Genomic DNA, 24,622 nt, shown 5'->3' on the forward strand with positions numbered 1-24,622 from the left:
GGCTGACGGGCCCGGCTCGTAGAGTACGGACATGACGGGGACAATCGAGGCCGTACTTGCGCGAGTTGCCGCCACCGTGGCCGGCTCCGCGGCGAAGGCGGTGCTGCGGCCGAAGCGGCCGGGAGCCGGTCTGGTGACCGCTCCCGGCCGTGCCGCGTTACCGGGGCGGCAGGCGGCGCGGCTCGGGGAGAAAGAGCTGGGGCGGCTGGTCGACGACCTGGCGGGACGGCTGCGGCGAGCGTGTGCCGCCGGGCCGTACGCGGAGCTGCCGGAGGCGGAACGGCTGGCGGCGGTGGAGGCGGTGCGGGATGCCTTCCAGGGACTTGCGGGCCTCGATGAGCTGATGGCGCTCGATCTGGATGCGGAGGCGCTGGCGTCGCGGGTGGGGCGGCCGGTGGCCGGGCTCAGTCCGGCGGCTGAGTCGCTGCGGGGCGAGCTGCTGGCGCTGTGCTGCCGGCATGCGGTGGAGATCGCCACCGCGCTGCCGTCGTTCGGGCCGCGCGCGGATGTGGAGTTGATCCGGCGGAGCGGGGAGGCGCAGCGCGCGCTGGAGGAGATCCGCGAGCGGCTGCCGGGGGACGGCGCGGGGGCAGGGCTTGCCTTCGAGCAACGCTACGCGGAGTACGTCGCGGAGACGTACGCGCGAGTGGAGCTCTTCGGGCTGACGCTGGGCCGTACGAGCACGGACCTGGCCCTGGATACGGCTTACATCAGCCTCGCGGTGAGCGGGGCCGAGGCGGAACTGGGGCACCGGGAAGGGCCCCACGGCTTCGGACGGCCGGCGATCCGGGTGGAGGAGGCGCTGGCAGACGGACAACGGCTGTTGCTGCGCGGTCCGGCGGGGTCGGGCAAGAGCACGCTGATGCAGTGGCTCGCGGTGAACACGGCCCGGCGGCGCTTCGCCGGACGGCTGGCGGAGTGGAACCGCTGCGTGCCGTTCGTGCTGCGACTACGGGAGATCAACGCCAGAGGCGGCGAGCTGCCGATGCCGGAGGACTTCATGACGGCGGCCCGGGTGCCCATGGGTGGGGCCGCGCCGGACGGGTGGGCACAGGATCTGCTCGAGGCTGGCCGGGCGTTGGTGCTTATCGACGGCGTCGACGAGATTCCGGAGCGGATGCGCAAGCAGACGCGGGACTGGCTGAAGGGGCTGGTGACCGCCTTTCCCGGTGCACGTTACGTGGTCACCACCCGGCCGTCGGCGGTCCCGGAGGACTGGCTGGCGACGCTGGGCTTCGAAGCGCACTCGCTGCTGCCGATGGAGCGGGAGGGCGTGGCCGAATTCATCGCGCACTGGCATGCCGCGGCACAGTTGGAGTGCGAGGACGAGGCCCTGGCGCAGTACGAACAGAGCTTGAAGGAAGCCGTGACCACGCGCCGGGACCTGGGCCGGCTCGCCACAAATCCGCTGATGTGCGCACTGCTGTGCGCCCTGAACCGGGACCGCAGGATGTACCTGCCACGGGCCCGCATGGAGCTGTACGACGCGGCGCTGGACATGCTGCTGATCCGCCGGGACACGGAGCGTCAGGTCAGCGGGACCGAGGGGGTGGAGCTCGGGCGCAGCGAGCAGTTGCTGTTGCTCCGGCGGCTGGCGTACTGGCTGATCCGTAACGATCAGGACGAGGCGGAGCAATCCGAGGCCGTGGAGATGGTCGCGGAGTGGCTGACCGCGATGCCGCAACTGGCGGGCTCCGCGGAACCGGAGAAGGTCTTCCGGCATCTGCTGATACGCAGCGGGCTGCTGCGCGAGCCGTCTCCGGGTGTCGTGGACTTCGTGCACCGTACCTTCAAGGACTACCTGGGCGCGGCGGCCGCGGTGGAGGCGCGGGACTTCGGCGTGCTCGTGCGACACGCGCATGACGACAAGTGGGACGACGTGGTGCGGATGGCCGTCGGGCATGCGCGGCCGGACGAGCGGGTGCGGGTGCTGCGAGGGCTGCTGCGGCGGGCGGACAAGGTGAAGCGGCATCGGCAGCGGCTGGTGCTGCTGGCGGCGGCGTGCTTGGAGTACGCGCTGGAGGTGGATCCGGCGGTGCGGGACGAGGTGGAACGGCGGACCAGGGAGCTGCTGCCGCCGTACAACCCGGAGGAGGCGGAAGAGCTCGCGAAGATCGGCCCGCTGGTACTGGAGCTGCTGCCCGATCCGGCTCAGCTTGATGAGTGGGCGGCTTCTGCGTGCGTTCGCTGTGCCGCGTCCATTGGCGGTGACGCCGCGTTGGCGTGGATCCGGCGAGTGCCGCTCGGGCCACGCGGCGTGGTGGAAGGCACCATCGGGGAGGCATGGCGCTCTTTCCCCGCCGCGGAGTACGCGGACGTTGTGCTGCTGAATACCTCGCAGGAAGAGTCCTGGGTCGCGGTGCACACGCGCGAACAGTTGGAACAGCTCCCGCGACTGCCGCATCACACCCGTCCCACCATCTACGGATGCCCGCTTGACCTGCCGGACGACCTGCACCTCCTGAGACATGTACGCACGCTCGGACTGTTCGGCACACCAGGTGTCAGTGACCTGCAGGCCTTCCGTCCCCTGCCCGAACTGCGGGAACTCGCTCTCCAAAACCTCGAGGAAATCGAGAGCTTGGAGCCGCTTCGTGGGTCGTCACTGGAAGCGCTGTACCTGTACGGCCTGCGCCGTGACCTCGACCTCTCACCCCTAGCCGATCTGCCCGAGCTGACGTCCTTCTGCATCGATACGCCGGTTCCCGGTGACAGCCTCGACGGATTGCCGCTGAATCCGGGGCTCACGCAGCTTGGCCTGTACGAGCAGGCAGGTAACGCCGACCTCTCCGGGGTCGACCGCTGGCCGGGGCTTACCACCATGACTCTGAGCGGGCCACACCAGTACGATCAGATCCGGCTGCTCAGTCGCCTGCCCGAGCTCAAGTGGCTGAACCTGCGCGAGCAAGAGACTCCGGACCTACGCGCACTGACACCCTGTCAGCATCTCGAGACTCTGATCGCGATTGACGTTCAGGAAGTGCTGTATCTGGAAGCCCTGCGGGACATGCCGAATCTCACGTTCGTAAGTCTCGGGGGACCCACCCCCTTGGACCTATCCCCGCTCGCTGACCTGGATCACCTCACCATCTCGGTCGGCCGCAAAACCCCCTTTACCGGCGCCGACCGCATCCCCCGGGAGCGGTTCACCCTGCCGGCCAGGCGCCCGGCAGGGTGAACCGCCGCCTGTTCACCAGACGCGCACCTTCCCGCCCGGCGCGAAGACCGGGCTCGTGGCGTCCGCCGGCGGGGTCTCCAATGGCACCGCCAATTCCTCGTACGTAGGGCCGGACTTGGCCGCGATCCCGTCCAGATACGCCAAGTCGAAGCCGTACACCCGAGCCGCATTCCCCGCCGCCATCGCGCGCAGCTCATTGCGCGGGACGTCCGCATACGCGATCCGCAGGCCCTCCCGCGAATACGGGTACGTCCCCTCGTCATGCGGATAGTCACTGCCCCACATGATCTTGTCGATCCCGATCCGATCCCGCAGCGGCACCTCATGCGGCCGCATGAAGCTGGCCCCCACGAAGCAGTTCTCCCGCCACACCTCCGAAGGCGGGTTCCCCATCATCGCCGCCAGCCCCGCGCCGAATTTCGACTCCGCCGTCGAAGCCTTTGACGCCGCCGCGACCAGCCGCGAGTGGTAGTAGTCCAGCATGTCCAGGACACCCGGTATCCACCCCGAGCCCTGCTCGGTCAGCACCAGCTTCAGCTCGGGATGCTTCCGGAAGACGCCGCCGAAGATCAGGTGCCACAGCGCCCGGTGCGAGAACCACGTCGTCTCCACCATGAACACCGCCCGAGCCGCAGGCTCAGTCGCGTCCAGCGGCGGTGACGCCGACCCCGCGTGGTGGTTCACCGGCACGCCCAGCTCCGCGCACACCGCCCACAGCGGGTCGTACGCAGACGAGTACAGCTCCGGCAGCCCGGAACCCGGCGGCGTCCCCGGCAGCAGGATGCCGCCCGTCAGGCCCGCCTCCTTCGCCCAGCGGACTTCCTTTACCGCCTCCTCCACGTCGTTCAGCAGGATCTGCGCCACCCCGGCCCGACGCCCCGGCGCCGCCGCGCAGAAGTCCGCCAGCCAGCGATTGTGCGCTCGCAGCCCGGCCCACCGCTGCGCGAATTCCTCCCGCGTCGGCGCCGGCGCCATCAGCGACGCGCTAGGAAAGAACGGCGGGATCGTATTCGGGAAGACCACTTCCGCGACGATCCCGTCCTCCTCCAGCTCCGCCAGCCGCCGCGCCGAGTTCCAGTTCTTGTCGGCCGTGTCGGCGAGCAGATCCTCGTACGGATTCACATACGTCGCCGCCCATGCGTCGAAGGCGGCGTGGTGCTTCGACTCCAAGTACGGCTTGTAGTCCAGCAGATCGGCGCCCGCGTGGCAGTCCGCCGAGATCACGGTGCAGCGGTCCGTAGCAGCGATGGTCATGATCCCACCCCCATGAACGGGAAGTCGAAGCCCGTCAGCCAGTGCCGGTTCGTCTCCCGCGCCCGGCGCCAGGACTCCTCCACCGGTGCCTGGTTCTCCGGCTGGCCCAGGTCGGCCGGCGTCGGGCCGATCCTGCGCGCCACCGGCGCCAGCGCCGCCGTGTCGAAGCCGAAGACCTCCGCCGCCGACTCGCCCAGCATCCGCCGGGTCTCTCCCACCGGGATGTCGTGGAAGGTCTTACGGAGCCAGTTCCGCGTGTCCGGCCAGGTGCCCTCCGGGTGCGGGAAGTCCGAGCCCCACAGGATGTTGTCGACGCCGATCTCGTAGCGCTGCGCCAGCTCGCGGCGCTTCGTATTCGTCGCGCACACGAACACATTCCGGTCGAGGTACTCGTGCGGCGGGCGCTTCAGCTCCGCGAAGGGTGAGAGCTTCTTGCCGCCGTGCGCGCCCAGGTACAGGCGGTCCATGAACCACAGCAGGTTCGGCAGCCACCAGCAGCCCGACTCCGCGACCCCGAAGCGCAGCCCGGGGTGCCGCTCGAAGACCCCCGACCACAGCAGGAACCACAGCGGCCGCGCCGGCCACCACGTCACCTCCGATACGTAGATGCCCAGGTGGTCGCCGTACTCGTGCCGCGGCGCCGCGCCCGAGTGCGTGATCACCGGCATCCGGCACTCGGCCGCCGCCGCCCACACCGGGTCGTAACGGCGGTCGTGGTACGGCTCCTTGTCCACCCACATGGCCGGGATCATGAGCGCGCCGAGGCCGCTCTCCTTCGCACGGTGGATCTCCGCGACCACGGCCTTCGGGTCGGCGGTGATCGGCAGCAGGGCCACGCCGCAGTGCCGCTCGGGGTTCTGCGACACGAACTCCGCCAGCCAGCGGTTGTGCGCCTGCGCGCCCGCCATGCCGAGTTCGGGGTCGTGGTCGCCGGACAGGCCGAGGCCGACGCCGAAGGGGGCGGCGGTCTGGCTGTCGACGGCGTCCGCGTCGGGGAAGACCACCTCCGCCGCGACGCCGTCGCCGTCGAGTTCCTTCAGCCGCTGGGCGGCGTCCCAACCGCCGCGCAGGCCTTCTTCGTTGTCGCTGAACCACTTCTCGGCGAAGGCTTCGTTGCGGATGCCGAGCTTCGTCATCTCCGCGCGCCGGGCGTCGCGCCCGGCCAGGAATTCGTCGAAGTCGCGGTGGAAGCGGCTGTCCAGATACGGGCGGTATTCCTCCGTGGGCAGCCCGGCGTGGCAGTCGGAGGAGATGATCAGGTACGGGTCGCTCACGCTCATGTGCACGCTCCTAATCGCCTAATCGAGAATGAAGCTCTCCAAGTAGCCCGGGTTCGCCCGGTCGAGCATCGACTGCGAGCGCGCCCGGATCTGCGCGTCGCTGCGCTCGCTGGCCGGCAGCATCCAGAAGCGGTCCGCCCGGATGCCGTCCGCGACCTCGGCGGCGACGTCCTCCACCGGCGTGAACTCGACCTCTTGCCCGGCGTCGCGCATCGCCGCCTCCCATTCGTCGAGGCGCCGGTACGGGGTCTTGCGCGGCCGCGTCTTGGCGTACCGGTCGGGGCGGTTGCGATGCGATTCCCACAGGCCCGTACGCAGCATGTGCGGGCCGGGGAACAGCACCGACGCGCCGACCGGCGCGCCCTCCGCCCGCAGGTGCGCGTACAGCGACTCGGTCATCGTCACCACCGCCGACTTCGTCACCGCGTACACGGACGCGGTCGGCAGCGGCGCGATCCCGCCGTCCCCGGATGACGTGTTGACCACATGGCCGGGCTCGCCGCCGTCCAGCATCCGCGGCACGAAGGCCTGGATGCCGTGGAAGACGCCCCAGATGTTGACCGCGAAGGCCCACTCCCAGTCCTTCGGGTCGTGCTGCCACATCCGGCCCTCGGCGCCGGAGCCGACGCCCGCGTTGTTGCACAGCACGTGCACGCCGCCGAAGGCGTCGTACGCGGCCTGGGCGAGGGCCTCGACGTCGTCGCGTACGGAGACGTCGCAGACCCGCGGCAGCACCTTGGCGCCGTTGTCGATCTCGGCCGCCGCCTTGGCCAGCGCCGACTCCTCCACGTCCGCCATCACCACCCGCAGCCCCTCGGCCGCGAAGCGCTTCGCCATGGCGAGCCCGATGCCGCTCGCGGCGCCGGTGACGACCGCCGTCTGTCCCGCTCGCAGCTCCATCAGACGGTCCCTTCCGGCGGGCCGTCGTGCGCCTGCTGCGGATCGTCATAGCGCTGGTGCAGATACGGCGCGAACGCCTGCGCGCTCAGCCGCTCGACGACCTTGCCGCGCTGGTCGGTGGTCTTCTCGCCGATGGTGATCTCCAGCAGCCTGCGCACCGGCAGATCCGCTACGGGGTCGTAGGCCGACTCGCGCAGCACCACCTCGCCGTCGATGGCCTCCAGCTTGCGGACCTTCTCCTGGCGGGTGCAGTGCACCAGCACGGGGTCGGCGTCGAAGCCGCTGCCGTCGACGGCCGGCAGGAACTTCACGTAGAAGTCGGTCTTCTCGGCGGGCGCGGGCGGCTCCAGCGGTCCGGTGACGTTCCCGCGCACCTCGACGAAGGCGATGCCGTGCCGCTCCAGCCGGGCCGCGACGGCGTTCCCGTCCCGCGTCACCACGACCTCGCCGAGCTTCTTCGGCTCGCCGAAGACCTCGCGGCCGCCGATCAGCGCCCGCTCGTGGGTCATCGGCATGACCAGCGGATACCAGCCGGCCCTGTCCCCGTGCTGCGCCGCCACCGCGAACGACCCGGCGCCCAGCGGATATCCGGGCAGATCCACCTTGCTGATGTTCACGCGAACCAGGGGCCGCTCCCCCGGCTTCAGCGGCGGCGGCAGGACGGCCGCGACCGCGTCGGCGTCGGACTCCCAGACGGCCACGACGCCCGTGGACCAGATGTCGGGCAGTTTGGCGCTGCCCTCCCGCGCCGCCTTGATCTCGGCCTCGCTGCGCGGGCCGTACCGTACGCGTGCCATGTACTTCACCCTTCGCCGGTCTTCCCTTTGGGCCTGTAACACCGTTACAACGGAACGCGTGAAAGGTGAACACCCACGGCTCAACCGGGACCTCGTACTGGACACGGCCGCCGAACTCGTCAAGCAGCAGGGCGTCGAGGCGCTCACGATGCGCAAGCTCGCGGCCGAGCTGGGGACGGCGGTCACGTCGATCTATTGGCATGTCGGCAACCGCGAGTCGCTGCTGACCGAGCTCGTGGCCCGTACGGTCGCCGAGCTCGGCGAGATCCGGCCGCGAGGGCGGACGCCGCGGGACCGGATCGTCTCCCTCGCCCGCACCCTGCGCCGCGAGCTGCGCGCGCATCCGCACCTGGTCGCGCTGGTGCACGAACGCGGGCGCACGGAGCAGATGTTCCAGCCGGTGGCGCAGGCGCTGGTGCACGAGGTGCACGCGGCGGGGCTGCGCGGGGCGCGGGCCGCGCAGGCGGTGCGGGCGGTGCAGTTCCAGGTCGTCGGCTTCGTGGTGCTGGAGCGCTACCGCGAGCGGGCGCCGGTCCAGCGGCCGGGCGAGCAGGAGCTGTGGGACGCCGATACGGCCGGCCAGGACCCGGCGCTGGCGCGGGCACTGGCCGCGGAGGTGGACGTGGACCGGCTGTTCGCGGCGTCGGCACGAGCGCTGGTGGACGGGCTGCTGGGCCCCGCGTAAAGCAGTGGTGCGGGCGCGGCGGGCGCACCTACCGTGGACGTACGCGGGGGCGGCTCCGCGGCGTGCTTCCTTCTTCATCCTTTAAATGAATCCGTAGCGCGCCCACTTCCCGCCCCCGCGCTCGCTTTCCAACGGGGAGTCACCAGGGGGATTCATCACCATGTCGACGCTGCACGCGGTGCTGCTGCGCCACGCCGGCACCGTCCATCTGCACCACACGCCCGCCCCCGGGCCGTACGAGCCGAACGCCAACGGGCTCGTCGCCCTGGAGGCGGAGCTGCTCGACCGCAACGCCGCGCTCTCCGCCCCGCTGCGGGACGCGCTGGCGCGCCTGCGCCCGAAGGACCTCGCCGCCACCGGCGCCCGGCTCCTGAAGGACCTCGACCGCGAACTCGGCGCCGACCGCACCCACATGCCGCTCTTCCGCCGCTTCCCGCGCTCGACACCGCGCGACACGCAGGCGCTGTACGTGGACCGGGTCTTCGCGCTGCTGCTGCAGCAGCAGCGGCAGCCGTGCGTGCTCTGCGGCACGGTCGGCTCGGTGCACCCGGTCGCCCCCTGCGCGCACCTGGTGTGCCGCGGCTGCTTCGACGGCTCCGATTACACCGGCTGCCCGGTCTGCCGGGTCCGCATCACCCCCGGCGACCCCTTCCTGCAGCCGTCGCGTACGGACGGCACCCCGCCCGCCCGCACGGCGGCCGGCCCGCTGCGCCTGCTCACCCTCGGCGCCGACCGCGCGACCGACGCGGCGCGGACCCTCGCCCGGCTGCTCGCCCGCCGCACCCCGCTGTCGCCGCAGGACCGCGACGACCTGCGGGTGCTGCTCGAGCACGCGCCGCCGGACGACCTCGGCTGGCTGCCGGAGGACATTCCGGTACGCGAGACCAAGGCCCTGGTCCTCGGCCTGCTGCTGCTCGACGAGCGCAGCCGGGAGGCGCTGACGGCCCGGCTGCCGGGCCTGCTGACCACCGCCACCGACGTGCTGCGGCTGCTCGCCGTGTGGTCCGGCGGCGAGGCGGACCTGCTGGCGCCGCCCCGCTTCAAGAGCCTGCCGCGCCCGCTGCGCCGCACGCTCCTCGCCGTACTCGACGGCCTCGCGCCTGCGCTGGTGGCCGAGGACCTGCGGCGCCACCCGCGCACGTGGAAGCACGCGGCCGAGCCGCTGCACCCGTACGAGCACGCGGCCCGCTTCCCGCGGGCGGCGCTGGCGTTCGCGGTCCTGCGGGAGACGCGCCTCGCGGAACTGCCGCACGCGGAGCCGCACATCGCTGGTCAGCGCGACCTGCGCGTGGACGAGCACGGCCGGATCCGGACCGCGGGCTTCGCGCCCCAGATCGAGCAGGCCCTGGCCGCCGGGGACACCGACCGGGCGACCGCGCTCCTGGCCAAGCGGCCGGGAGAGCTGGTCCGCCGCCTCGACCACCTGCTGCGGCTGTCGGGTGAGCCGCCCGCGCCGCTGCTCGCCGCGCTCCAGTCGGCGCTGCCCAAGGCGGGTGCAGGACCGCTGCTTTCGGCATACGGGGCGCTGCGGAACCGTCATCTCCCGCCCCACCGCCGGGTGTTCTTCCCGCGCGGCCAGCTCGCCCGCTCGTACGCGACCGACGACCATCGCCCGCCGCTGCCCGAGCAGACCACCGCGCGGATCTGCGGCCTGCTCGAGGGCGAGATCCTGCGCCGCCTGGCGGCCGCCCCGCGGCACGACACCGCCGTGCTCGACGCCGGCCTCGCCCGCCTGGCGGCGCCGTTCGCCGAGCGGACGGCGTCCCCGGCGCTGGTCGCGGTCCCGCGCGGCAGCACGCAGCAGCTGCCGGACGGCGATGTCGTGCGGCTGTTCCTGCACTGGACGGAGCCCAAGGGCACCCGGGTGGACCTCGACCTGTCGGTGGCGTTCTACGACCAGGCCTGGAAGTTCGCCGGGCTGTGCGACTACACCGACATGCGCTACCTCGACACGGCCGCGATCCACTCCGGCGACCTCACCTCGGCGCCCGCGCCGGAAGGGGCGACGGAGTACGTCGACCTCGACCTGCGGCAGCTCGCCGACGCCGGCGCGCGGTACGCGGTCGTGCTCGTCTTCGCGTACAACGACGTGCCGTTCGAGGACCTCCAGGACGCCTTCGCGGGCTTCATGGAGCTGCCGGACGCCGAGCGCCGGGACAGCGCGTTCCACCCGCGCGCCGTGCGGCAGCGCTTCGACCTCACGGGTGAGTCGCGGGTGTGCGCGCCGATGGTGCTGGACCTGGACCAGCGCAGCGCGCTGTGGACGGACATCCACCTGTCGGCGGCCGGCGGTTTCCACAACGTCGACCGGCACCACCCGGTGCTCGGCCGCCTGGGGCACGACCTGACCACGTACTTCACCGGCGGCGGCCGGGTGTCGATGTGGGACCTGGCGTGCTGGCACGCGGCGGCGCGCAGCGACGAGGTCACGGTGCTGGGACCGCGCGGGACCGACGAGGCGTGGACGTACCACCGCGAAGAGGGACAGCCGATCGCGGACTTCGCCGCCCGGGTGCGCGGCCTGGAGCGGCCGGACCAGCGGCAACTGGACATCTGGGCGGACTCGTTCGCGTCCGGCCGGGACGCCCTGCTGCTCCTGGTCGACGGGACGCTCGAGCCGCGGGGCGCGAAGGGCGAGGTGTACCGCCTCTACCCGGGCCCGGTGGACGGCTGCGGCCTGGACCGGCTGGCGGCAAGCGACCTGCTCACGGCGCTGGGCTGAGCGGACGGCGTGCGTGCGGCCCGGCAGCTGGGCCTCACGCCGCCGACGGCAGGTCGTGCCGCCGGGCCAGTTCGAGTACGCCCCGCAGCGCCGGCTCCGCCGGGCCGGGGCCCGGGCGGATGAGCGCCTGGACGGCGATCGGCTCGGGCTGGGTGACGAGGTCGAGCTGGACCAGGTCGCCGTCGGCCAGTTCGCGGACGACGGTGAGATACGGCAGCAGCGCCACCCCGTGGCCGTGTGCGGCGAGCCGGCGCAGCGCGCCGAACGAGCCGGTGACCATGGCAATATGGGCCCGCTCCATCAGGTCGTCGCCGTACCGGTCGAAGAGCATGTGCGAGGTGCAGCCGAGCTCGGCGACGAGGAAGTCGTGGGCGAGCAGGTCCTCGTCCGTAACGGACGGCTTTCCGGCCAGGGGGTGGGTCGGGCCGGTGACCAGCACCACCCGCTCGTGGGCGACGACATCCTCGCGGCCGGGGGCAGGCCTGCCGTTGTCGAAGACGAAGACCAGGTCGAGGCGGCCGGCGTCGAGGTCGTCGTAGAGCCGGCTGCGCGGGCCCACGGCGAGGCTGACCTCGGCGCGCGCGTCGTCGCCCGCCGCGCCGTTGCCGAGAGCGGTGACGATCTCCGGCAGCCACTCGCTCGCGAGGGTCTCCAGCGCCCCGATGCGCAGCCGCGGCCGCTCGTCGGCGGCGGCGCGGCACATTAAGTCGTCGAGTTCCAGGGCCTGACGGGCGTACGGCAGCACGCGGCGGCCCGCGTCGGTGAGGGGCGCGCCGGTGCTGGTACGGGTGAGCAGGCGCGCGCCGAGCTCGCTCTCCAGGCGGCGCAACTGGGCGCTCAGGCTGGACTGGGCGTAGCCGAGGTGCTCGGCGGCGGCGGAGATCCCGCCGCGCTCGGCGACGGCTATGAAGGCCCGCAGATAGCGTGAGTCCATGCCGGGAGCGTGCCATCGGATTCTCCGATGCCGCCATCGGATTTCCGGCCTGTCGCGAGGTACGGACGGCGAGCGAGCCTGACCCGCATGAACATCGCTGACTCACGGTGGCCCGCGCCGGGCTATCAGCCCGTCCGGCGTTTGAGGGCTCCGCGCGAAGCGCGGATGCCGCGCCGCAGACGCGAACCCGATGCCATCGGCTTCGCCGGCATCGTCGCCGGCAACGGCCTCGTCCTCCTCGACACCACCATCCTCAACGTCGCCCTCCCCGACGTCCGCACCGACCTCGGCGCCTCCGCCGCCGCCCTCCCCTGGACCGCCGACGCCTACACGGTCGTCTTCGCCGGCCTGCTGCTCGCCGCCGGCGCCGTCGCCGACCGGTTCGGCCCGCGCCGCGTCTACCGCTGGTCGCTCGCCGCCTTCGCCGCGCTGTCGCTGCTGTGCGCCGCCGCCCCCGGCGCGGCCGCGCTCATCGGCGGCCGGGCGCTGCTCGGCGCGGCCGGCGCGGGCATGGTCCCGGCGTCGCTCGCCCTGCTCGCCGCCCTGTACCCGAAGCCTGCGAGGCGGGCGCGGGCGGTGGGCGCGTGGGCGGCGCTGAGCAGCATCGGCATGATCGCGGGCCCGGTACTCGGCGGCGCCCTGGTCGAACTCGGCGGCTGGCGCCTGATCTTCCTCGTGAACCCGCCCATCGCCGCACTCGCGATCTGGGCCTCGCGGGGTCTCCACAGCACCCGCGCCACGTCCCCGCGCCGCGCGGACCCGGCGGGCCTGGCCCTCTCCGTGACCGGCCTGACCTCCCTCACCTTCGGCCTCATCGACGCCGGTACGGGCGGCTGGGCCCGCCCGCTCCCGGTGGCGGCGCTCCTCCTGGCGGCGGCCGCCTTCGCCGCCCTCGCGATCGCCGAACGCCGGGTCCCCGCACCCGCGTTGCCCCCCGCGCTGCTGCGACTGCGGCCCGTACGAGCGGCGATGGTGACGGCGACGACGGCGACATGGACGGTATACGGGGTGCTGTTCCTGCTCACTCACTGGCTGGTCGAGGACCGCGGCCTGGGCCCCTTCCAGGCCGGTCTCGCCTTCCTCCCGCTCACCCTCCCCATGTGCGTACTGCCGCTGCTCACCGGCCGGTTGGTCGCCCGTACCGGCACCCGCCCCGCCATGCTCGCCGGGCTCACGGCGGTGGCGGCGTCGGGCGGCCTGCTCGCCTTCGCCGGGCACGACGCACCGCTCGGACTGATCGCCGCGGTGCAACTCGTCCTCGCCGTGGGCGCGACACTCTCGATCCCCGCGGCGACGGCGGAACTCTCCTCCTCCGCCCCCGCCGAACTCGCCGCCACGGGCCAGGGCGCCCTCAACGCGGCCCGGCAGGCGGGCGCGGCACTCGGCGTAGCGGTGCTGGGCACGTGCGGGGATCTCGGAACGGCCGGCTGGGTCGTGCTCGCGGGCGGCGCGGCCGGTCTGGTGGCGGTACGGGGACGGGGGCGCTGACGCGTCAAGAAGATCGTCGGACCGCCCCCTCGCGTACGGCGATGTCGTACCCGCCCTTTATGCTCCTGGACCATGCTCGAAGACCACGCGGCAGCGTCGGCTGCACCTCCCGCAGCCCGCGCCGACCGGCCACCGCACGCCTGGCCGGAGGGCTATCCCGGCGGCTATGCCGTGGTCGACGTCGAGACCACGGGCCTGGCCCGGCACGACCGCATCATCTCGGCCGCGGTCTTCCGGGTGGACGCGCGCGGCGAGGTCGAGGACGAGTGGTACACGACGGTGAACCCGGACCGGGACCCGGGCCCGGTCTGGATCCACGGCCTGACCAGCGAGATGCTCGCCGACGCGCCGCGATTCCCGGAGATCGCCGGGGCGTTCGCCGAGCGCCTCGAGGGCCGCGTCCTGGTGGCGCACAATGCCGTCTTCGACTGGTCGATGATCGCCCGCGAATACGCCCGCGCGGGCGAGACCGCCCCGGTCCGGCAGCGGCTGTGCACCATCGCCCTGGCCAAGGACCTGGACCTGGACCTGCCGAACTTCAAGCTGGAGTCCCTGGCCCGGCATTACGGCGTCTCGCAGCGCCGCGCGCACCACGCGCTGGACGACGCGCGGGTGCTGGCCGAGGTCTTCCGCCCCAGCCTGCGGCGGGCGGCGGCATCCGGGCTGCGGCTGCCGCTGCTGGCCTGCCAGCCGCTGAAGGAGTGGGCGGACGGCCCGCCATCGGCCACCCGCCCCGCCGGTGTCCCCGGGGCCCGTACGCCCTCCTCGCCGACCTGGCGCAGCTGGCGCCCGGCCCGCAAGCTGCCGCCGTGCCCGTATCCGAATCCGGGCCGGTACGAGCCGGGCGGCACCCTGATGCAGGGCATGCGGGTCGCCTTTTCGGGCGACACGTCGATAGACCGCTTCCTGCTGGAGGACCGGGCCGTCTCGGCGGGCCTGCACGTGGCGTCGAGCGTCTCCCGCCTGACGAGCCTCCTCGTCACGAACGACCCCCAGGCCCCGACGAGCAAGGTCGCCAGGGCGGCCCTGCACGGGACGCCGGTGGTGGACGAGGCGGCGTTCATTCAGCTGCTGCAACACGTGCGCCCGGCGGAGTGAAGCTCGCCCGACGCGCCCGTACCAAGCCCGCCGGGCGTCACGCCCGCCCCGCAGGCTGGCCGCATGGCTCGATGTGAGGTCTGCGGGAACGACTACGCGATGTCGTTCGAAGTACACGCCCAGGGTGAAGTGCACGTCTTCGACTGCTTCGCCTGCGCCATCCACCGGATGGCCCCCATCTGCGAACACTGCTCCTGCCAGGTCATCGGCCAGGGCGTGGAGTCGGAAGGGCACTGGTATTGCGGCGCCCACTGCGCCCGCCAGGAGGGCGTGGACGGCATCGTCGCCCACGTATAGACCCGAGGGCGGGCCGCCGCCGGGCGAGGGGTACCGTCAAGGGGTGTACCGCTTCCTGCTGACCCGGCAGTGGGTGTCCCTCACCCTGTTCGCCGTCCTTCTCATCCCGGCGATGATCGAGCTGGGCTTCTGGCAGCTGCACCGGCACGAGGCCCGCGTGGAGCGCAACGACCTCGTCGCGCAGAACCTCGAAGGGACCCCGGTCCCGGTGGCCGAGCTCACCTCCCCCGGGCATGAGATCCCCAAGGACGACACCTGGCGCACCGTGACGGCCAAGGGCCGCTACGACACCGCGCACGAGGTCGTCGTACGCCAGCGGACCTCGAGCGACGGCAAGCAGGGCTATTTCGTCGTCACCCCGCTCCGCCTCGACGACGGCCGCTTCGTCCTCGTCAACCGCGGCTGGGTCACGGCCGGGCAGGACCTCACCAAGTTCCCGACGGTGCCGAAGCCGCCCGCCGGCGAGGTGACCGTCACCGGCCGGCTGCTCGCCGACGAGACCACCGCCGCCAGCAGCATCAAGGACCGCAAGGGCCTGCCGGGCCGGCAGGTGATGCTGATCAACGGCGACAAGCTCTCCAAGGAGCTCCCCGGCAAGATCCTCGGCGGCTACGTCCAGCTGACCAAGACGGCCCCGGCACCGGGCGGCAAGCAGCCCGAGCGCGTCGCCCCGCCCGACCACAGCAGCATCGGCCCGCATCTGGCGTACGCGATCCAGTGGTGGGTGTTCGCCGCGGGCGTGCCCTTCGGATGGTGGGTGCTGGTGCGCCGGGAGCGGCGCGAGCGCGCGGCGGCCGCCACCGATACGGCCCCCGACGTGGCGGCCTCCGAGCCGGTCACGGCAAACTGAACCCATGGATCTTGGACTGCAGGACCGCGTGTACATCGTCACCGGGGCCACCCGCGGCCTGGGCCGCGCCTCGGCGGAGCAGCTCGTGGCCGAGGGCGCGAAGGTCGTCGTCTCCGGGCGGGACGAGAAGGCGGTGGCGGCGGCCGCCGCCGAGCTGGGCGAGAACGCGGTGGGCGTGACGGCGGACAACGCCGACCCGGCGGCCCCCGGCCGCCTGATCGCCGCGGCGCGCGAGCACTTCGGCGCCCTCGACGGCGTGCTGATCAGCGTCGGCGGCCCGCCCGCCGGGCTGACCGCGGACATCGCCGACGACCAGTGGGAGGCGGCCTTCGCCTCGGTCTTCCTGGGCGCGGTGCGGCTCGCCCGCGCGGCGGCCGGCGAGCTAGCCGAGGGCGGCGTGATCGGCTTCGTCCTCTCCAGCTCGGTGCACGAACCGGTGCCGGGCCTCACCGTCTCCAACGGCCTCCGCCCCGGCCTCGCCGGCTTCGCGAAGTCGCTGTCGAACGAGCTCGCCCCGCGCGGCATCCGCGTCATCGGCGTGCTCCCGGGCCGTATCGACACGGACCGGGTGCGCGAACTGGACGCGCTGAGCGGCGACGCGGAGGCCTCGCGGGAGCGCAGCCAGGCGAACATCCCGATGCGCCGCTACGGCGCCCCGCAGGAGTTCGGCAAGGCCGCCACCTTCCTGCTGAGCCCGGCCGCGTCGTACATCACCGGCGTGATGCTGCCGGTGGACGGCGGGGCCAGGCGCGGGTTCTAGGCGGCGGGGCCGGTCTCGGGGTCCATCGTGCCGGATCGGCCCGACGGGCCGGTGGGGGGCGGTCCTTCCGGGTCGGTGGGCTGGTAGACGCCGTCGCGGGGCTCGATGTCCTTGCCGCGCACATAGACGCCACCCCCGGCCTCCACCAGCGCTCCGAACTCGCCGTCCGCGCCGACGTAATACTGCGCCTGGAGATACAGATCCGGCGGGTGCGGATACGCGGACGCCGCCGAGGCGGCCCCGTACCAGCCCCCCAGCAGTCCGCCGGTCTTCAAGCGCACACGCACGAAGCAGCTCCCCCGGTTCCTGAAGAGGGAGCAGGCCCACCAGGCCCGCCTGCCGGGGGTTGTCCGCCAGGCCGCCGAGTGGGCCCGCCCGGCGGTCGTTTCCCTGGGCCAGGTCCACCAGCCATGGGCCGGCGATCACGGCGTAGGCCGCGTCCAGGAGGGCGCTGGCGGCGATGGCCCGCACCAGCCGGTTGCCGGGCTCCTGCTCGCTGGGGTGCGCGCCGCGGAGCCGTTCGCGGACCGCCTGGTAGAAGACGCCGGGCAGCACGAGGACGAGAAAGACGCCCACCTGCTGGGCAGTTGACGGCACCATCCCCATCCCCCCGTGACTCCGGCATGTCGCCGACAGGATTCCATGCCGGCGTCCGGACCGGCTAAGTCACCCGCTCCGGACGGTGCTTGACCGCCCGCAGCCGGACCTCCGTCGGCAGCGCCGGCAGGCCCGTGGACTCGCATGCCTCGCGCAGCATGCGGGAGCGCAGCGCGACCACCGTCGCCGCGGGGCTCGCCCGCGGGCCGAGTACGAGGCCGACGTGCGCCCGCGGCGCGGTGCGGCGGCCCAGCAGGCTCACGCTCGCCCGCTCGACGCCGTCTATCCCGGTGGCCTCCGCCGCCAGTACGTCCTCGAGGGCCCGGCCGCGCAGGAGGGCCCGCGGCCCGGTGCCGCTCTCCGGCTCGCCCGTGTCGATGACCACCTCGCCGAGGCGCCGCTGCCGCAGCTGCGCGGCCAGCCACCACAACCCGAGCAGCACGACCACCGACAGCACGGCGATCACCGTCGGCCACCACCAGCCGTACGAACTCACCCGCTCCCGGTCCGCGTCGCTGATCAGCACGTCGTCCGGGCCGTCCACCGGCAGGAAGCCCGGCAGCCCGAGCCCGGCCAGCAGCACGCCGAGCCCCAGCGCCACCAGGGCCGCCCCGGCGAGGCCGACCACCACCCGGTTGATCACCCGCAGCATGCCCTCACCCCTTCGCCGCCGGGCGCCGCACGTGCACGGAGAGCGCGGGCCGGCGGGCGAGGCCGAGCTCGTTGATGCCCTCGCCCAGCACCGCGTCCAAGTCCGCCCGTACGTCGTCCAGATCCCGGAAGTGCGCGTCCGCCCTGGCCAGCACCCGCCGCCGGCCCACGGCGACCCGCACCGCCTGCACGCCGGAGATCTGCATCGCCCGGTCCCGCAGCACCACCGCGGCCGTGGCGCGGTCGATCCCGGCCCGCACGTCGTCGCCGGGACGGCGCATCGGCAGCACCCCGCGCAGCCCGGGGCTGCAGGCGAGGTGCAGCAGCCAGGCGCCGAGCAGCAGCACGGCCGCGCCGCCGAGCAGCACCCATACGTCGTCGAGCGGGCGCGCGGCCAGCTCGTCGGCGAGGCGGTGCCGCCAGGCCATGCCGGGCTGCTCGGCGCGCACCTTCACGATGTCGTAGAGGAACACCCCGGCCATCAGCACCCCGCCGCCGGCCACCAGCGCGGCCGGCACCCGCCGCACCGCCCAGAAACGCCGCTCGGCCACGCTCTGCGCGCCCGGCTCGTAACCGGACGACGAGGCGGCCTGCTCCCAGTCACCCTTCTCCGGGGCGACCAACGTCTTGTCGTCGCTCACCGCACCCTCCCCTGCCGCGGACCGCCGTGCCGGGTGGAGTGCAGCCGCTCCACCTCGACGCTGACCTCCGGGACCTCGAAGCCGGCCAAGGCCTTTACCCGTTCCGCGACGGCGTGACGCACCACCCGGCACTGCGCCCCGATGTCCGAGGGGAAGCCGAGCTCGACGCCGACCCGGATCCGGGCGGCAGCGCCGCGCACCACCACCGCCGCGTGGGCGGCGTCGGTGCCGGGCGCGCCGAGCAGCGCCTCACGGGCGGCCTGCGACGCGATCTTCGCTACCACCCGGTCCTCGATACGGGTGGCTCCGCGCTCATGCGGCGGTACGGACGCGCCCGCGGCGTCCTCCACCCCGACGTCCCCCGCGGCCGCCACGGCGCGTCACCGCCGCCGGTCGTCGCGCTCGGACGGCCGGCGGAAGAAGTCCCCCGGCTCGAGGTCGCCGTCGAGTACCCGCCCGACCACGAAGCCGATGGCGCCGAGCGCGGCCACCAGCAGAAACGCGCCGAAGCCGCCGAAGTATCCGGCGAAGCCGAGCGCCATGCCGGCGATCAGGCCGACGACTGCCATGCTCATGGAGGTCCCCCGGTCCCCTACTGCAGCCTCGGCTGCTCGGTGTCGTCATCGTCGTCGTCCGGCAGCTTGACGTCGATGACGGCGATGTTCACCTCGACGACCTCGAGCCCGGTCATGCGCTCGACGGCGGAGATGACGTTCTCGCGTACGTCCCGGGCGACATCCGAGATGGCCACCCCGTAATCGACGATGATCTCGAGGTCGAGCGCCGTCTGCAGCTCACCGACCTCGGCCTTGACGCCGGCCGCCGACTTGGGGGTGCCGGTGCCCGGCACCCGCTCCCGGACCGCGCTGTACGTACGGGAGAAGCCGCCGCCCATCGCATGCACGCCGACCACATCCCGGGCGGCAAGCCCGGCGATCTTCTCGACGACGCCGTCGGAGATGGTCGTACGCCCTCGGGTGGCCGGATCGCCGGTGCCGCGCCGGGTGCCCAGCGTCTTGGGCCCGGCCGACTCCACCGGCGCGGGTCGCTCCGGGACCGTGCTCTGCCTGACCGTGGCCTCGCTGTTCACCTGCGTCACCCTTTCTGTGCGTTCGCCCGACCTCAACACTATGGGAGGTCTACCCGAGGCTGCAGGATGGAGACCATGGCGGACTCATTGCGGGAGGCGGTACGCGACCAGCTGGGCCTCGGGCGACTGCTGCCGCTGGGCGAGGCGAAGGACGGCGCCTGGATCGCGGAGACGGCGGTGGCGGCAGCACTGCGCCCGGCGGCGGCGCGGGTCCCGGGCATCGAGCTGCGCTCGCTGCGGCTGACCCTGGCCGACCCGGAGGTGTGGACGGACCCGGCGGTGACGCCACCGGCGAGCGCGCTGCCGCCGGGTCCGCTACGGATCACCGCGGAGTGCGCGGCGGTGCTTGCGGCGGACCGCTCGCTGCGCGATGCGGCTGACGCGCTGCGCTCGGCACTCTTCGAGGCGGCGGACCTGGCGGTCGGCCTGGAGGTGACGGCGGTGGACGTGCAGGTGACCGACCTGCTGGAGTCGGCCCCGCCCCCGGCGGAGGAGCCCGCCGGGCTCGCGGCGCCGGTGGTGCATAGGGTGCACGGCGAACTCCACATGGAACTCCCGCTGGACGGCGGCCGCGTCCTCGACACGGTCCGTCAGCTGCGCTCAACGGAGTCGACGAACGCGGCGGTCCTGGTCACGTCGCTCCGCTGATCAGTCAGAGATCCCCGCGAGGTCACGTAGACGCCGAGCCTGCGCCCCCCGCTCCGCCCCCCGCTGCTCCTCAAACGACCGCGAAAGCGCCCCCCGCAACAACGCCTTAGTCTCCACCACCGCATCCCGCGGAGCCTCCAGCAGCGCCGCCGCCAAGTCCCCCACCGCGCCCGCGAGCTGCTCCCCCGGCACCACCAGATTCGCCAGCCCGATCCGCTCCGCTTCCTCCGCATGCACCATGCGACCCGTAGCGCAGATCTCCAACGCCCGCGCATATCCCACGAGTTGAACCAGCGGCTGCGTCCCCGTGAGATCCGGCACCAGCCCAAGGCTGGTCTCGCGCATCGCGAACTGCGCGTCAGCAGCGCACACCCTCAGGTCACACGCCAGCGCCAGTTGAAAGCCCGCGCCAATCGCATGGCCTTGCACCGCGGCGAGGGAAACGATGTCATTACGGCGCCACCAGGTGAATGCCTCCTGGTATTCCGCGATGACAGCGTCCACCCGCTCATCGGAATACCCGGCCAACTCCATGAATCCGGGTTCGCCGGGAAAGCCCTCGGGCGTGAATGCCTGCCGGTCGAGGCCCGCGGAGAAGGATTTGCCCTCCGCTCGCAGCACCACCACCCGCACGCTGCCGGGAAGCGATCGGCCGACCGAAGCCAGCGCCCGCCACATGGCGGGGGACTGCGCGTTCCGCCGCTCGGGAAGGTCAAGGGTGACCGTCGCTACGGCCTGTTCGGCGTCGAGTTCGAGGCGGACGCCGTCCTGGTTCAAAGCCTTCGAAGTCATATACCGAACAGTAACCACCCGGCCGGCCAGTCGGCCGACCGGGTGGCACATGCCACACCAGGCGTCAGGCCGAAGCCTTCTTGCCCCTTGTCGCACCGCCACGACCGCGCAGGGTCACGCCGGATTCGCTCAGCATCCGATGCACGAATCCGTAGGAGCGGCCGGTCTCTTCGGCCAGCGCCCGGATGCTCGCACCGGAGTCGTACTTCTTCTTCAGGTCTGCCGCGAGCTTTTCGCGCGCGGCGCCGGTAACCCGGCTGCCCTTCTTCAGAGTCTCGGCCACCCGTGCCTCCTCATACGGAAGTGCGCTCTGGACTCTCATGATCACCCCTTTATCGCCTGCTGGCCACCCATTCGGCAAGGTCCGCGCAACAGGTTTTCCGGACAGCACCGAGTCCGGCCCGCCGCGATTCCCGCAAGATCCATCGTTGACGCAGGTCACAGCGGTGAGGAAGCGCGTACCACGCGGACGGCGCACGATGACCTTGACGCGCCGCCAATCCGGCGGATCGATCGGTGGTACGAGCAGATCTCACTCAGATGATGGATCAAGGCATGAGCCGAATGATCCAGAACGAGTCGATCAGGAGGCTGCCGGGGCCGTCAGGCCAGCGCGACGAGGTCCGCGTAGTCCTCGCCCCACAGGTCCTCGACGCCGTCGGGCAGCAGGATGATGCGCTCCGGCTGCAGCGCGTCCACCGCGCCCTCGTCGTGGGTGACGAGCACGACGGCGCCGGTGAAGGTGCGCAGCGCGCCGAGGATCTCCTCGCGGCTGGCCGGGTCGAGGTTGTTCGTGGGCTCGTCCAGCAGCAGCACGTTCGCCGACGAGACGACCAGCGTGGCCAGGGCGAGACGGGTCTTCTCGCCGCCCGAGAGCACGCCCGCCGGCTTGTCGACGTCGTCGCCGGAGAACAGGAACGAGCCGAGGATCTTCCGGATCTCGACCAGGTCCATGTCCGGCGCGGCGGTACGCATGTTCTCCAGGACCGTACGGTCCGGGTCGAGCGTCTCGTGCTCCTGCGCGTAATAGCCGAGCTTGAGGCCGTGGCCCGGCTGGACCTCGCCCGTGTCCGGCTTCTCGACCCCGGCCAGCAGCCGCAGCAGGGTCGTCTTGCCGGCGCCGTTCAGGCCCAGGATGACGACCCGCGAACCCTTGTCCACCGCCAGGTCGACGTCGGTGAAGATCTCCAGCGAGCCGTACGACTTCGACAGGCCCTCGGCCATCAGCGGGGTCTTGCCGCAGGGCGCGGGGTCGGGGAAGCGGAGCTTGGCGACCTTGTCGGACTGGCGGACCTCTTCCAGGCCGGCCAGCAGCCGCTCGGCCCGCCGGGCCATGTTCTGCGCGGCGACGGTCTTGGTCGCCTTGGCGCGCATCTTGTCCGCCTGGGAGTTGAGGGCCGCGGCCTTCTTCTCCGCGTTCTGCCGCTCGCGCTTGCGGCGTCGCTCGTCGGCCTCGCGCTGGGCTTTGTAGAGCTTCCAGCCCATGTTGTACATGTCGATGGCCGAGCGGTTGGCGTCCAGGAGGAAGACCTTGTTCACCACCGTCTCGACCAGGTCCTCGTCGTGGGAGATGACGATGAAGCCGCCGTGGTACGTCTTCAGGTAGTCGCGCAGCCAGACGATGGAGTCGGCGTCGAGGTGGTTCGTCGGCTCGTCGAGCAGCATGATGTCGGAGTCCGAGAACAGGATCCGGGCCAGCTCGACCCGGCGGCGCTGGCCGCCGGAGAGGGTATGCAGCGGCTGGCCGAGGACGCGGTCCGGCAGCCCGAGGCTGGCGGCGATGGTGGCGGCCTCCGACTCGGCGGCGTAACCGCCCTTCGTCAGGAACTCCGTCTCCATCCGCTCGTAGCGCTTCATGGCCTTCTCGCGGGTGGCGCCCTTGCCGGTCGCCATCCGGTCCTCGTCCTCGCGCATCTTGCGGATGACGGCGTCGAGGCCGCGGGCCGAGAGGATGCGGTCGCGGGCGAGCACGTCGAGATCGCCGGTGCGCGGGTCCTGCGGCAGATAGCCGACGGCGCCGCTGCGGGTGACGGTGCCGGCGGCGGGCTGGCCCTCGCCGGCCAGGACCTTGGTGAGGGTGGTCTTGCCGGCGCCGTTACGGCCGACCAGGCCGATGCGGTCGCCCTTGGCGATACGGAAGGACGCGGACTCGAGCAGGATGCGGGCGCCGGCGCGCAGCTCCAGGCCGGTGGCGGTGATCACGGTGGTTTCTCCAGGCAGCAGGAAGAGGGGGCGGACAGGGCGCGAGGGGACGTCGACGCCGCCTAATGCACAAGGAGAATGGCCATGCGGCCAGTCTACCGGTGGGTCGCAACCCAATTAGCTGCCAGCCCCTGCCCGCAAAGGGCGGGTATGAGGGATTTCGACCATACTCATCCCTATGCAGTTCGACGACAAGGCCGGCCTGGACCCTTCGCAGGTACGGGATGTGCGCCGCGGCGGTGGCGGCTTCGGTGGCGGCGGCTTCGGCGGCGGTGGCCGGGGAGCGGCGGTCAAGGGCGGCGGACTGCTCGCGCTCGTCGTGGCGCTGCTGGGAGCGTTCTTCGGCGTGGGCCCCAGCAACCTGGGCTTCAACGACGCCACCCCCGACCCGGGCCCGCGGGCCACGGACACGGCGGACCTGGCCGGCGAGTGCCGTACCGGCGCGGACGCGAACAACAAGCTGGACTGCCGGGTGGTCGCGATCACCAACAGCCTGCAGAGCTACTGGTCGGACGAGTTCCAGAAGCGCGGCGGCACGTACAAGGACGCGAACACGGTGATCTACTCGCGCGCCATCAGCACCGGCTGCGGCAACGCGACGTCGGCGGTGGGCCCGTTCTACTGCCCGGCGGACATGAATGTGTATCTGGACCTGTCCTTCTTCAACGAGCTGCAGAGCCGCTTCGGCGCCCGCGGCGGCCCGTTCGCCCAGGCGTATGTGATCGCCCACGAGTACGGCCACCACGTGCAGAACCTGACCGGCGTCTTCGCCCGCATCGGCCCCAATACGGGCCAGGGCACGGCGAGCAACGCGGTCCGGCTCGAGCTGCAGGCCGACTGCTACGCCGGGGTGTGGGCCCGTAACGCGATGACCACCCCCGACAAGACGACCGGCCGTCCGCTGATCACCAACCTCACCGAGGACGACATCCGCGACGGCCTGGACGCGGCGGCCGCGGTCGGCGACGACCGGATCCAGGAGATGGCGACGGGCTACGTCAACCCGGAGAGCTGGACGCACGGGTCGTCGGCGCAGCGGCAGCAGTGGTTCGCGCAGGGGCTGAAGACCGGCGACATGAACCGGTGCGACACCTTCCGCTGAGCGGGTAACGGCCCCTGACCCACCCCCGGATTGGGCTTTCCGGCAGGCACGGGGAACACTGTCTTCGTGATGGACGGCACATCGCGCGACCCCAGGCTCCAGCTCGTACCGCGGCAACCCACGCGGGAGATCGCCGCCTCCGCCCGGCGGGCAGTCCGCCACCGGACCCGGCGGCAGCCGCGCGTGCCCGACGGCATCGCCCCACGACCGCGCCTGGCGGCGCAGGCACGGGAGCGGCTCGCGGGGGCGGTGCGGGTCGCACGCATGGCGGAAGACGTGCACGCACCCTCGCGCAAGTCGGCCGAGGACGCGGCGGCGGTGCTGGGCACCGATCCGGCCGAGGCCGGGCGCGACTGGGACTTCGCGCTGCTCGCCGGCCTGATCGAACTGCACGCCGACCAGGCCCGCGCGGGCTGGCGGCTACGGGCGTGGGAGCGGGACGACAGCGCGGTGCTACGCGGCTGGGTGGCTCTCTTCGACGCGTGGTCCCTCGCCGTACCGGCGCCGGACAGCCTGGACACCGCGGCCGTGGCGGAAGTGGTGGAGGCGGCGCCGCAGGTGCTGGCGCTGCTCCACCTGTCGGGCGGTCCGATGCGGGTGCCGGCGCTGCTGGATCTGCTGCGGCAGCGGGTGGCGGAGCTGGGCGGTGGGGCCGC

Annotated in this window: 23 protein-coding genes and 2 pseudogenes; 11 read left to right on the forward strand and 14 right to left on the reverse strand. The window is 72.4% G+C overall.

All coding sequences use genetic code 11. The annotated features are described in order from the left end of the window. The first annotated feature begins 31 nt into the window (after positions 1-31). Entirely contained in the window at positions 32-3,178 is a 3,147-nt protein-coding gene (locus G5C51_RS09865) for an NACHT domain-containing protein (protein WP_165235093.1), read from the forward strand. Between the two features lie 12 nt (positions 3,179-3,190). Here the strand turns inward: G5C51_RS09865 and G5C51_RS09870 are convergent, their stop codons facing one another. From G5C51_RS09870 to G5C51_RS09885, 4 genes are read right to left on the reverse strand one after another with little or no spacing between them, the layout of a single operon-like run. After that, positions 3,191-4,432, reverse strand: a complete 1,242-nt coding sequence (locus G5C51_RS09870; RefSeq protein WP_165235096.1) for an amidohydrolase family protein — start codon at positions 4,430-4,432, stop codon at positions 3,191-3,193. Further along, on the reverse strand, positions 4,429-5,712 hold the full coding sequence (locus G5C51_RS09875; protein WP_165235099.1) for an amidohydrolase family protein: 1,284 nt from the start codon (positions 5,710-5,712) through the stop codon (positions 4,429-4,431). The genes G5C51_RS09870 and G5C51_RS09875 overlap by 4 nt, the downstream gene beginning before the upstream one ends. 18 nt (positions 5,713-5,730) lie before the next feature. Continuing rightward, positions 5,731-6,612: an SDR family NAD(P)-dependent oxidoreductase gene (locus G5C51_RS09880; protein WP_165235102.1), complete on the reverse strand. Its 882-nt coding sequence runs from the start codon at positions 6,610-6,612 to the stop codon at positions 5,731-5,733. After that, complete coding sequence (locus G5C51_RS09885) at positions 6,612-7,409, reverse strand: acetoacetate decarboxylase family protein (RefSeq protein WP_165235105.1); 798 nt, start codon at positions 7,407-7,409, stop codon at positions 6,612-6,614. Before G5C51_RS09885 ends, G5C51_RS09880 begins: the two co-directional genes overlap by 1 nt. 58 nt (positions 7,410-7,467) lie before the next feature. Between G5C51_RS09885 and G5C51_RS09890 the strand changes: the two genes are divergently transcribed. Together G5C51_RS09890 and G5C51_RS09895 are read left to right on the forward strand one after the other, a co-directional pair. Then, entirely contained in the window at positions 7,468-8,094 is a 627-nt protein-coding gene (locus tag G5C51_RS09890) for a TetR/AcrR family transcriptional regulator (protein ID WP_338118074.1), read from the forward strand. 160 nt (positions 8,095-8,254) lie between these two features. Next, positions 8,255-10,816: an MXAN_6230/SCO0854 family RING domain-containing protein gene (locus G5C51_RS09895; protein WP_165235111.1), complete on the forward strand. Its 2,562-nt coding sequence runs from the start codon at positions 8,255-8,257 to the stop codon at positions 10,814-10,816. A gap of 34 nt (positions 10,817-10,850) precedes the next feature. Here G5C51_RS09895 and G5C51_RS09900 read toward each other — a convergent pair whose 3' ends face one another. Next, a complete protein-coding gene (locus G5C51_RS09900) occupies positions 10,851-11,750 on the reverse strand; it encodes a LysR family transcriptional regulator (RefSeq protein WP_165235114.1) in 900 nt (299 codons plus the stop codon). Positions 11,751-11,915: 165 nt separating this feature from the next. Here G5C51_RS09900 and G5C51_RS09905 point away from each other — a divergent pair, with 165 nt between their 5' ends. From G5C51_RS09905 to G5C51_RS09925, 5 genes are all read left to right on the forward strand, one after another. Further along, positions 11,916-13,238 (forward strand): MFS transporter, encoded by a 1,323-nt coding sequence (locus tag G5C51_RS09905; RefSeq protein ID WP_206313650.1) that lies wholly within the window; start codon positions 11,916-11,918, stop codon positions 13,236-13,238. 72 nt (positions 13,239-13,310) lie between these two features. Then, positions 13,311-14,336, forward strand: coding sequence for a DEDDh family exonuclease (locus G5C51_RS09910; protein ID WP_165235117.1), 1,026 nt, complete (start codon positions 13,311-13,313; stop codon positions 14,334-14,336). A 63-nt stretch (positions 14,337-14,399) separates the two neighbouring features. Continuing rightward, positions 14,400-14,633 carry a hypothetical protein gene (locus tag G5C51_RS09915; RefSeq protein WP_165235120.1) on the forward strand — a complete coding sequence of 78 codons (234 nt, stop codon included), beginning with the start codon at positions 14,400-14,402 and terminating at the stop codon, positions 14,631-14,633. Between the two features lie 43 nt (positions 14,634-14,676). Continuing rightward, positions 14,677-15,483, forward strand: coding sequence for an SURF1 family cytochrome oxidase biogenesis protein (locus tag G5C51_RS09920; protein ID WP_165235123.1), 807 nt, complete (start codon positions 14,677-14,679; stop codon positions 15,481-15,483). A 4-nt stretch (positions 15,484-15,487) separates the two neighbouring features. Next, positions 15,488-16,243 (forward strand): SDR family oxidoreductase, encoded by a 756-nt coding sequence (locus G5C51_RS09925; protein ID WP_165235126.1) that lies wholly within the window; start codon positions 15,488-15,490, stop codon positions 16,241-16,243. Here the strand turns inward: G5C51_RS09925 and G5C51_RS42935 are convergent. From G5C51_RS42935 to G5C51_RS09955, 6 genes and pseudogenes are all read right to left on the reverse strand, one after another. Next, positions 16,240-16,849: pseudogene (locus G5C51_RS42935) on the reverse strand (DUF6338 family protein). The gene G5C51_RS09925 and the pseudogene G5C51_RS42935 overlap by 4 nt on opposite strands. A 55-nt stretch (positions 16,850-16,904) precedes the next feature. Then, positions 16,905-17,492, reverse strand: a complete 588-nt coding sequence (gene amaP / locus G5C51_RS09935; RefSeq protein WP_165235129.1) for an alkaline shock response membrane anchor protein AmaP — start codon at positions 17,490-17,492, stop codon at positions 16,905-16,907. Positions 17,493-17,496: 4 nt separating this feature from the next. Then, positions 17,497-18,132, reverse strand: a complete 636-nt coding sequence (locus G5C51_RS09940) for a DUF6286 domain-containing protein (RefSeq protein WP_165235132.1) — start codon at positions 18,130-18,132, stop codon at positions 17,497-17,499. Next, complete coding sequence (locus G5C51_RS09945) at positions 18,129-18,506, reverse strand: hypothetical protein (RefSeq protein ID WP_338118075.1); 378 nt, start codon at positions 18,504-18,506, stop codon at positions 18,129-18,131. The genes G5C51_RS09940 and G5C51_RS09945 overlap by 4 nt, the downstream gene beginning before the upstream one ends. A 6-nt stretch (positions 18,507-18,512) precedes the next feature. Beyond that, positions 18,513-18,707 (reverse strand): hypothetical protein, encoded by a 195-nt coding sequence (locus G5C51_RS09950; protein WP_165235135.1) that lies wholly within the window; start codon positions 18,705-18,707, stop codon positions 18,513-18,515. A gap of 17 nt (positions 18,708-18,724) precedes the next feature. Next, positions 18,725-19,231, reverse strand: coding sequence for an Asp23/Gls24 family envelope stress response protein (locus tag G5C51_RS09955; RefSeq protein WP_165235138.1), 507 nt, complete (start codon positions 19,229-19,231; stop codon positions 18,725-18,727). A 66-nt stretch (positions 19,232-19,297) separates the two neighbouring features. On the opposite strand from G5C51_RS09955, the gene G5C51_RS09960 reads away from it, so the two are divergent. Next, complete coding sequence (locus G5C51_RS09960; protein WP_165235141.1) at positions 19,298-19,870, forward strand: hypothetical protein; 573 nt, start codon at positions 19,298-19,300, stop codon at positions 19,868-19,870. On the opposite strand, the gene G5C51_RS09965 is transcribed toward G5C51_RS09960, so the two are convergent. From G5C51_RS09965 to G5C51_RS09975, 3 genes are all read right to left on the reverse strand, one after another. Beyond that, positions 19,871-20,662, reverse strand: coding sequence for an enoyl-CoA hydratase/isomerase family protein (locus G5C51_RS09965; protein ID WP_165235144.1), 792 nt, complete (start codon positions 20,660-20,662; stop codon positions 19,871-19,873). It abuts the gene before it with no gap. 64 nt (positions 20,663-20,726) lie between these two features. After that, complete coding sequence (locus tag G5C51_RS09970) at positions 20,727-20,945, reverse strand: helix-turn-helix domain-containing protein (RefSeq protein WP_182853556.1); 219 nt, start codon at positions 20,943-20,945, stop codon at positions 20,727-20,729. A gap of 320 nt (positions 20,946-21,265) precedes the next feature. Further along, positions 21,266-22,864: an ATP-binding cassette domain-containing protein gene (locus tag G5C51_RS09975; RefSeq protein WP_165235150.1), complete on the reverse strand. Its 1,599-nt coding sequence runs from the start codon at positions 22,862-22,864 to the stop codon at positions 21,266-21,268. 178 nt (positions 22,865-23,042) lie between these two features. Here G5C51_RS09975 and ypfJ point away from each other — a divergent pair, with 178 nt between their 5' ends. After that, on the forward strand, positions 23,043-23,966 hold the full coding sequence (ypfJ, locus tag G5C51_RS09980; protein WP_165235153.1) for a KPN_02809 family neutral zinc metallopeptidase: 924 nt from the start codon (positions 23,043-23,045) through the stop codon (positions 23,964-23,966). A gap of 69 nt (positions 23,967-24,035) precedes the next feature. Next, a pseudogene (locus tag G5C51_RS09985) lies at positions 24,036-24,622 on the forward strand (hypothetical protein); the annotation flags it as partial.

Origin of the sequence: Streptomyces coryli, from assembly GCF_011044975.1 — a bacterium.
In the GTDB taxonomy this organism is placed as follows: Bacteria; Actinomycetota; Actinomycetes; order Streptomycetales; family Streptomycetaceae; genus Streptomyces; species Streptomyces coryli.